9 protein-coding genes are annotated in these 7,230 nt (G+C 70.0%); 3 read left to right on the plus strand and 6 right to left on the minus strand.

Annotated features, from left to right (window positions below; all coding sequences use genetic code 11):
- The coding region (locus ACFDTC_RS07375; RefSeq protein ID WP_375258246.1) for a class I SAM-dependent methyltransferase at nucleotides 1-718 on the minus strand (718 nt) is incomplete at its 3' end.
- Between the two features lie 129 nt (nucleotides 719-847).
- Nucleotides 848-2,407, minus strand: a complete 1,560-nt coding sequence (locus ACFDTC_RS07380; protein WP_375258239.1) for a bifunctional metallophosphatase/5'-nucleotidase — start codon at nucleotides 2,405-2,407, stop codon at nucleotides 848-850.
- Nucleotides 2,408-2,550: 143 nt separating this feature from the next.
- Between ACFDTC_RS07380 and ACFDTC_RS07385 the strand changes: the two genes are divergently transcribed.
- From ACFDTC_RS07385 to ACFDTC_RS07395, 3 genes are read left to right on the plus strand one after another with little or no spacing between them, the layout of a single operon-like run.
- Nucleotides 2,551-2,892, plus strand: coding sequence for a DUF952 domain-containing protein (locus ACFDTC_RS07385; RefSeq protein ID WP_375258240.1), 342 nt, complete (start codon nucleotides 2,551-2,553; stop codon nucleotides 2,890-2,892).
- Nucleotides 2,889-3,323 (plus strand): DUF1330 domain-containing protein, encoded by a 435-nt coding sequence (locus tag ACFDTC_RS07390; protein WP_375258241.1) that lies wholly within the window; start codon nucleotides 2,889-2,891, stop codon nucleotides 3,321-3,323. The genes ACFDTC_RS07385 and ACFDTC_RS07390 overlap by 4 nt, the downstream gene beginning before the upstream one ends.
- Nucleotides 3,320-4,378, plus strand: coding sequence for a quinone-dependent dihydroorotate dehydrogenase (locus ACFDTC_RS07395; protein WP_375258242.1), 1,059 nt, complete (start codon nucleotides 3,320-3,322; stop codon nucleotides 4,376-4,378). Before ACFDTC_RS07390 ends, ACFDTC_RS07395 begins: the two co-directional genes overlap by 4 nt.
- Before the next feature lie 116 nt (nucleotides 4,379-4,494).
- Here ACFDTC_RS07395 and ACFDTC_RS07400 read toward each other — a convergent pair whose 3' ends face one another.
- From ACFDTC_RS07400 to ACFDTC_RS07415, 4 genes are all read right to left on the minus strand, one after another.
- Nucleotides 4,495-5,163 (minus strand): phosphoribosylanthranilate isomerase, encoded by a 669-nt coding sequence (locus tag ACFDTC_RS07400; protein ID WP_375258243.1) that lies wholly within the window; start codon nucleotides 5,161-5,163, stop codon nucleotides 4,495-4,497.
- 78 nt (nucleotides 5,164-5,241) lie between these two features.
- Nucleotides 5,242-5,610 carry a lipopolysaccharide assembly protein LapA domain-containing protein gene (locus ACFDTC_RS07405; protein ID WP_375258244.1) on the minus strand — a complete coding sequence of 123 codons (369 nt, stop codon included), beginning with the start codon at nucleotides 5,608-5,610 and terminating at the stop codon, nucleotides 5,242-5,244.
- 8 nt (nucleotides 5,611-5,618) lie between these two features.
- On the minus strand, nucleotides 5,619-5,900 hold the full coding sequence (gene ihfB / locus ACFDTC_RS07410) for an integration host factor subunit beta (protein WP_023849055.1): 282 nt from the start codon (nucleotides 5,898-5,900) through the stop codon (nucleotides 5,619-5,621).
- A 305-nt stretch (nucleotides 5,901-6,205) separates the two neighbouring features.
- A partial coding sequence (locus tag ACFDTC_RS07415; RefSeq protein ID WP_375258245.1) for a 30S ribosomal protein S1 occupies nucleotides 6,206-7,230 on the minus strand: 1,025 nt, incomplete at its 5' end.

Consider the following 7,230-nt stretch of genomic DNA (forward strand, 5'->3'; position numbering starts at 1 on the left):
CCAGCGTCTCCAGCAGCTCGCCCACCGCATAGGCCCGGTCCTGCCCGTGCAGCAGCAGGTCGTAGAACCCCGCGTCCGACGCCTCGTGATCGCCGAGGTTGCGGTTGGCCCGGAACGGATGCCCCTCGGGCAGGGCTGCGACGATGGCGCGGGCCTTTTGCAGCCGTGCCTCGGGCGGCAACCCGTCGAACAGCGCGCCGAACGCTTCCTGCAGCGGATAAACCCCGCTGCGGCCGTAGGGCGCGTAGACCATGAAGCCCATGCCCCCGCCCTCGGCCAGCGCGGCGCGCAGCGCGCGGAACCCGTCCTCGGGCTGCGGCAGGTGGTGCAGCACGCCGCAGCAATCGATGTAGTCGAACGGCCCCATGTCAGCCGCGTCGAGTAGCGAACCGGTGTGGAACCGGATGCCCGTCAGCCCGCGCGCCTGCGCCCGCGCCTCGGCCACCGCGCGGGCCTGCGTTGAGAGGTCGACATAGGTGATCGCGTGCTCGACGCCCGCGCTGGTCAGCACCTGCGCCAGCTGGATCAGCCCGTCGCCGGTGCCGCCGCCCGCCACCAGCGCGCGGAACGGACGGCTCCAGTCGCGCCGCCCGCCGAACAGCCAGTGGTCGATCTCCCACGGATGCGAGGGCGAGCCGACGATCAGCCGCTTGGCCTCGTCCGCGGGATCGCGTTCGGGATAGGGAAAGGCTTCGTACTGCTCGGTGACGCTGACCATCGTCCGCCCGTGATTGACCGGGGGCCTTGATGCCACGGCGCGCGCGCCGCGCCAAGCGCACCCGAAAACGAAACGGGGCCGGCGCGGCGCCCGAAGACGCCCGCACCGGCCCCGCCCAAGTCGCTTGCCTTACTCAACGATCGTGATCCGGCCGTCGGTGTAGGGTTCGTAGGGCGCGTTCTCGGCCAGGTACTCGGCCGTCACGTCGGCGAGGTCGGGGCCGAAATCGTACGCGTTCTCGGCATCGACGAACATCGCGTAGCCGTCACCGCCGTTGCGGACGTAGTTGTTCGACACCGCGCCGTAGGTCGCCGCCGGGTCCAGCGGCTCGCCACCGATCATCACCTCGGACACCCGGCTGCCCGCCTCGGCCGAGGGATCGACCGTGAAGCTCATGCCCGCGACCTGCGGGAAGCGCCCGGCGCCCTCTTCCATCTGGCTCACGCCGTTTTCCAGCGCCGCAAGCAGCGTCTCGCCCGTCACCTGGAAGGTCGACAGCGTGTTCTGGAACGGCAGCACGGTCAGCACTTCGCCCATCGTCACCTCGCCCGCGTCGATCGAGGCGCGCAGCCCGCCCGAGTTGGCGATCGCCACGTCGATGCCCTGGTCGGCTACCCGCGCCAGCATCGCGTCGGCCACCAGGTTGCCCATCGCGCATTCCATCGCCCGGCACACGTCGCGCGAGCCCTCGATCGCGCCCGCGCTCTCGGCGACCACCTCCTGGCGGACCTCTTCTAGCGGCTGGGCCAGCTCCTGCACCCGCGCCTTGACCTCGGCATCCTCCTCGACCGAGGCGTCCAGCAGGATCGGCTGGCCCGACAGCGCGGTGATCTCGCCCGAATCGTCGAAGGTCACGTCGATCTCGCCCAGGTACTTGCCGTAGGCGTAGGCCTGGAAGATCGGCACGCCGTTGACCTCGGTCGGGTACGGCCCCTCGGCGCCCTCCATGTCGCCCAGCAGCGTGTGGCTGTGGCCGCCGATGATCATGTCGACGCCGGTCAGACCCTCGGCCAGGCGCCGGTCGGCCGGCAGGCCCACATGGGTCAGCAGGATGATCTTGTTCACGCCCTCCTCGGTCAGGCGGTCGATCTCGGCCTGCGCGGCGTCCAGCGCGGGCGAGAACACCACGTCGCCCGGCGACGACGTCTCGGGAGTGTCCTCGGCCAGGACCGACACGATGCCGATGCGTTCGTCGCCCTCGCCCAGTACGACCGACTTCTCGATCTCGCCTTCCAGGCCCTCGACGCCCGTGGGGTCGATGTTCGCCGACAGCACCGGGAAATCCACCTGCGCCACGAACTCGGCCAGCCCCTCGGGGCCGTTGTCGAACTCGTGGTTGCCCACCGCCATCGCGTCATAGCCCAGCCGGGTCATGAACTCGGCCGCCAGGTCGCCGCCGTACTGCGTGAAGAACAGCGAGCCCTGGAACTGGTCGCCCGCGTCCAGCAGCAGCACGTCGTCCTCGGCCGCCTCGCGCGCGGCCTCGATCGCGGTGACCATCCGCGCGATGCCGCCAAAGCATTCGCCCGCCTCGTTGTCCTCGGGCGCGCAGGTCGAATCGTAGGCGCTGATCGGCTCGAACCGGTCGTGGAAATCGTTGGTGTGCAGGATCGTCAGCGCATAATCGGCCTGCGCCGCGCCTGCGCTCAGCGCCAGCACGGCGACGCCGCTCAGGTATCGTGCGAACATCGGGAAAGACCTCTCTGTCGGGTTGTTATGCCCGGATCGTGCCCCGCGCGCCCCGTCCTGTCAAAAGCGATCCTGCGTCATGCGCCCGCCGACCGGGTCCAAGCCTCTTGACCGCGTACCGAACGCACGGCATCCCCTTGACCATGCTGATTTACAAGATCCTGAGACAGGACGAATGGGGCGCGCTGCAAGCCCACGGCGAGACGTGCGGCGCACCGATCGACGAGGCCGACGGCTTCATCCACTTCTCCACTGCCGAGCAGGTGCGCGAGACGGCCGCCAAGCACTTCGCCGGCGTCGACGGCCTGCTGCTGGCCGCGCTCGACACCGACGCGCTGGGCGATTCCCTCAAGTGGGAGCCGTCGCGCGGCGGCGACCTCTTCCCGCATCTCTACGGCCCGCTGCGGCTGCAGGACATCCTGTGGGTGCAGCCGCTGCCGGTCGTCGACGGACAGCACGTCTTCCCGGCGGATATCGGCGCGTGAGCGCGGGCCACGTCAACCCGACGCGCGCCCAGTTCGACGCGTTCAAGGCCGGCGATCGCGACGCGCCGGTCGAGATGCTGAACCTCGTGCGCCTGCGCGACCGGGCCGAGTATCCCGCCGACCACCCGCTGCACGGCGCGGGCCTGTCGGGCGCCGAGGCCTATGCGCATTACGGCGCCGAAAGCGCGCCGGTGCTGGCGAAGCTCGGCGGCGCAATCCTGTGGCGCGGGCAGTACCAGACCATGCTGATCGGCCCCGACGACGAGGCATGGGACCACGTCTTCGTCGCGCGCTACCCCTCGGCCTCGGCCTTCCTCGCAATGGTCAAGGACCCCGATTACGCCCGCGCGGTGATCCACCGCACCGCCGGCGTCGCCACCTCGCGGCTGATCCGCTGCGGCGCGGCCGAACCGGGCACCGCCTTCGGATGAGCGTGCTGGAGCAGGCCGGCCTCGCCGCCCTGCGCCGGGTCGAGCCCGAGCGCGCCCATGCGCTGGCCCTGCTGGCCCTGCGCGCGGGCCTTGTCCCGGCGCCCGGCCTGCTGTCGTCGGACCGGCTGCGCACCCGCGTCGCCGGCCTGCCGCTGCCCAACCCCGTGGGCCTCGCCGCCGGTTTCGACAAGAACGCCGAGGCGCTGCTGGGCCTCTCGCGCGCGGGCTTCGGCTTCGTCGAGGTGGGCGCCGCCACGCCCCGCCCGCAGCCGGGCAATCCGCGCCCGCGCGTGTTCCGGCTGCCGCAGGATCGCGGCGTCATCAACCGCTTCGGCTTCAACAACGACGGGATGAGCGCGATCGGCGACCGGCTTGCCGCGCGTCCGCGCGACATGGTGTTGGGGCTGAACCTCGGCGCCAACAAGGACAGCGCCGACCGCGCCGGCGATTTCGCCACCGTCCTGCGGCACTGTGCTGCGCATCTGGATTTCGCCACCGTCAACGTCAGCTCGCCCAACACCGAACGGCTGCGCGACCTGCAGGGCCGCGACGCGCTGGCCGCGCTGCTGGCCGGCGTCGTCGAGGCGCGCGACGCCCTGCCCCGCCGCATCCCCGTCTTCCTCAAGATCGCGCCCGACCTCGACAGCCAGGGCCTGCGCGACGTGGCCGAGGTGGCGATGGCCACCGGCATCGACGCGATCGTCGCCACCAACACCACGCTGGCGCGCGACGGGCTGCGCTCGGAACATGCCTCGCAGGCGGGCGGGCTGTCGGGCCGGCCGCTCTTCGACCGCTCGACCCGCGTGCTGGCGCATCTGTCGGGCCTGACCAAGGGCGCCGTGCCGCTGATCGGCGTCGGCGGGATCGAGACGGCCGAGCACGCATTCCAGAAGATCCGCGCCGGCGCCTCGGCGGTGCAGCTCTACACCGCGCTGGCCTATGGCGGGCTGGGCCTGGTGCGCCAGATCGTCGAGGGGCTGGACGCGCGGCTGGCCGCCGAGGGCTTCGCGTCGGTCGAGGACGCGGTCGGCACCGGACGCGCCGACTGGACCTGATCCGGGCGGGCGTCTTGGACCCCAAGCGTTAACGCTTCCTGAACTCGTCTCTGCAAGTCATTGATTTCGTTAGGGCGCCTGCATGTCCCATCGTGGGACACCCGGAACGCCGCCCCTCAGGTCACCAGCCGCGGCACCGGCCGCACGCCCTGCGCGGCGTCCACGAAGGCCCGGATCTTCGCCGCATCCTTCACCCCCGGCGCCGCCTCGACGCCCGAGGACACGTCCAGCTGCCGCGCCCCGGTCATCGCCACCGCCTGCGCCGCATTCTCGGGCGTCAGCCCGCCCGCCAGCATCCACGGCACCGGCCAGCGCCGCCCCGCGATCAGCCGCCAGTCGAAGGCCAGCCCGTTGCCGCCCGGCAGCGCCGCCCCCTTGGGCGCCTTCGCGTCGATCAGGATCTGGTCCGCCACCGCCGCGTACCGGTCGATCGCCGGCAGGTCCTCGGCCGAGGCGATTCCCACCGCCTTCATCACCGGCAGCCGGTAGCGCGCCCGGATCGCCGCCACCCGCTCGGGCGTCTCCGAACCGTGAAGCTGCAGCATGTCCAGCGGCACCGCCCCCGTGATCGCGTCCAGCGCCGCGTCGTCCGCGTTCACCACCAGCGCCACCTTGGCCAGCCCCGGCGGCGCGTCCACCGCCAGCGCGCGCGCCTGCTCGACGTCCACGTTGCGCGGGCTTTTCTCGAAGAACACGAAGCCGCAATAGGCCGCGCCCGCCGCCGCCGCGGCGGCCACATCCTCGGGCCGCGTCAGGCCGCAGATCTTGACCCGGATATCGGTCATGCCCTGCCCTTCATCTTGGTCGAAATACTCCGGGAGAGCCGCGCGGCACGCGCGGCCCAGGCAGCGCCCCCAGCGCCCTCACGCCCGGGTCGAGCTCTGGTCCAGCAGCGCCAGGACCTCGTCCTTGTCCTTGTCCCGCTCGGCCTGGGTGCGGCGCAGCTCGCGCTGCAGCTTGCGCAGCTCGGCCTCCTTGTGGCGGGCGTCGGCGCGGTGCTTGTGCTCGCGCAGCCATTCCCAGACGAAGCCGATCAGCAGGCCCGCGATGATCCCGGCGAAGATGACCAGGAACAGCGGCAGCTCGATCGAGACGACCGCCCAGCCAAGGCCCGGCATCGTCGCCAGCCCCTCGGGCAGGGTCGACAGCACCACCGGCGCACGGTTGGCCAGCGCCAGGCAGATCAGCACCACGGCAAGCGCCGCGAGAAAGACGTAGCGGATGTAACGCATCTGGTGTCCTATTTTCCGTTCAGGCGGTCGCGCAGCAGCTTGCCGGTCTTGAAGAACGGCACGTGCTTCTCCTCGACCTCGACAGCCTCGCCGGTCCGGGGGTTCCGACCGGTCCGCGCGTCCCGCTTCTTGACCGAGAACGCTCCGAAGCCGCGCAGTTCCACCCGGTCGCCGCGGGCCATCGCGTTGGTGATCTCCTCGAAGATCGTGTTCACGATCCGCTCGACGTCGCGCTGGTAGAGATGCGGATTCTCGTCGGCGATCTTCTGGATCAGTTCGGATCTGATCATAGGCGCGTTCCCCCGGGCATGCGTCACGTAGCGGCCACTCACCGCACGACTATACGCTGAAACGCGATCCGACGGAAACACGCTTTGCACGGGAAAAGCTATTGCGCGCAGGAGTTTGCCGGCCTGCGGGCGCGTTTGCCCGCCGGCGTGGCGGCCGCGCGCCCGCGCCGCCCTGTCGGTGCGCTGACGAAGCGTCAGCCGATTCGGGACGCGGCAAAGCGAACACGGCGCGAAAAGCGCCGCAAACGCGAAAGGCCCCGGCGCGCGTCCGGGGCCTTCCAAAGTCACGTTCGGCGTGGAAACGCTCACTCGTCCTTGTTGAGTGCCGCGCCTAGGATGTCGCCCAGCGACGCGCCCGAATCCGAGCTGCCGTACTGCTGAACCGCTTCCTTTTCCTCGGCGATCTCGCGTGCCTTGATCGACAGGCCGAGCCGGCGGCTCTTCATGTCGATGTTGGTCACGCGCACGTCGATCTTGTCACCGACCGAGAAGCGCTCGGGGCGCTGTTCGGAGCGGTCGCGCGACAGGTCCGAGCGACGGATGAAGGACTTCATGCCCTCGTACTCGACCTCGATACCGCCATCCTCGATCGCGGTGACCTCGACGGTCACGATCGAGCCGCGGCGCACGCCGCCGGCCGCATCGGCGAACTTGTCGCCGCCCAGCGCCTTGATCGAGAGCGAGATGCGCTCTTTCTCGACGTCGACCTCGGAGACGACCGCCTGGACGATGTCGCCCTTGCGGTATTCCTGGATCGCTTCCTCGCCGCGCTGGTCCCACGACAGGTCGGACAGGTGGACCATGCCGTCGATGTCGCCCTCGAGACCGATGAACAGACCGAACTCGGTGATGTTCTTGACCTCGCCCTCGACATGGGTGCCCTCGGGGTGGGTCTCGGCGAAGACTTCCCACGGGTTGCGCATGGTCTGCTTGAGACCCAGAGAAACGCGGCGCTTGGCGCTGTCGATTTCCAGCACCATGACCTCGACCTCTTGCGAGGTGGACACGATCTTGCCCGGGTGGACGTTCTTCTTGGTCCAGGACATCTCGGACACGTGGACCAGGCCCTCGACGCCCGGCTCCAGCTCGACGAAGGCGCCGTAGTCGGTGATGTTGGTCACGCGGCCCTGGTGGACCGAACCCAGCTGGTACTTGGCACCGACCAGATCCCACGGATCTTCCTGCAGCTGCTTCATGCCGAGGCTGATGCGGTGGGTTTCCTTGTTGATCTTGATGACCTGAACCTTGACCGTCTCGCCGATCGCCAGGATCTCGGACGGGTGGTTCACGCGGCGCCACGCCATGTCGGTGACGTGCAGCAGGCCGTCGA

The sequence above is a fragment of the Citreimonas sp. genome, assembly GCF_042096055.1.
Lineage (GTDB): Bacteria > Pseudomonadota > Alphaproteobacteria > Rhodobacterales > Rhodobacteraceae > Citreimonas.

Bases quoted from the DNA above. Each gene is read 5' to 3' on its own strand.
- ACFDTC_RS07385 (WP_375258240.1), top strand. From the start codon at position 2,551: ATGCTGATTTACAAGATCCTGAGACAGGACGAATGGGGCGCGCTGCAA.
- ACFDTC_RS07400 (WP_375258243.1), bottom strand. From the start codon at position 5,163: ATGACCGATATCCGGGTCAAGATCTGCGGCCTGACGCGGCCCGAGGAT.
- ihfB (WP_023849055.1), bottom strand. From the start codon at position 5,900: ATGATCAGATCCGAACTGATCCAGAAGATCGCCGACGAGAATCCGCAT.
- ACFDTC_RS07405 (WP_375258244.1), bottom strand. From the start codon at position 5,610: ATGCGTTACATCCGCTACGTCTTTCTCGCGGCGCTTGCCGTGGTGCTG.
- ACFDTC_RS07395 (WP_375258242.1), top strand. From the start codon at position 3,320: ATGAGCGTGCTGGAGCAGGCCGGCCTCGCCGCCCTGCGCCGGGTCGAG.
- ACFDTC_RS07380 (WP_375258239.1), bottom strand. From the start codon at position 2,407: ATGTTCGCACGATACCTGAGCGGCGTCGCCGTGCTGGCGCTGAGCGCA.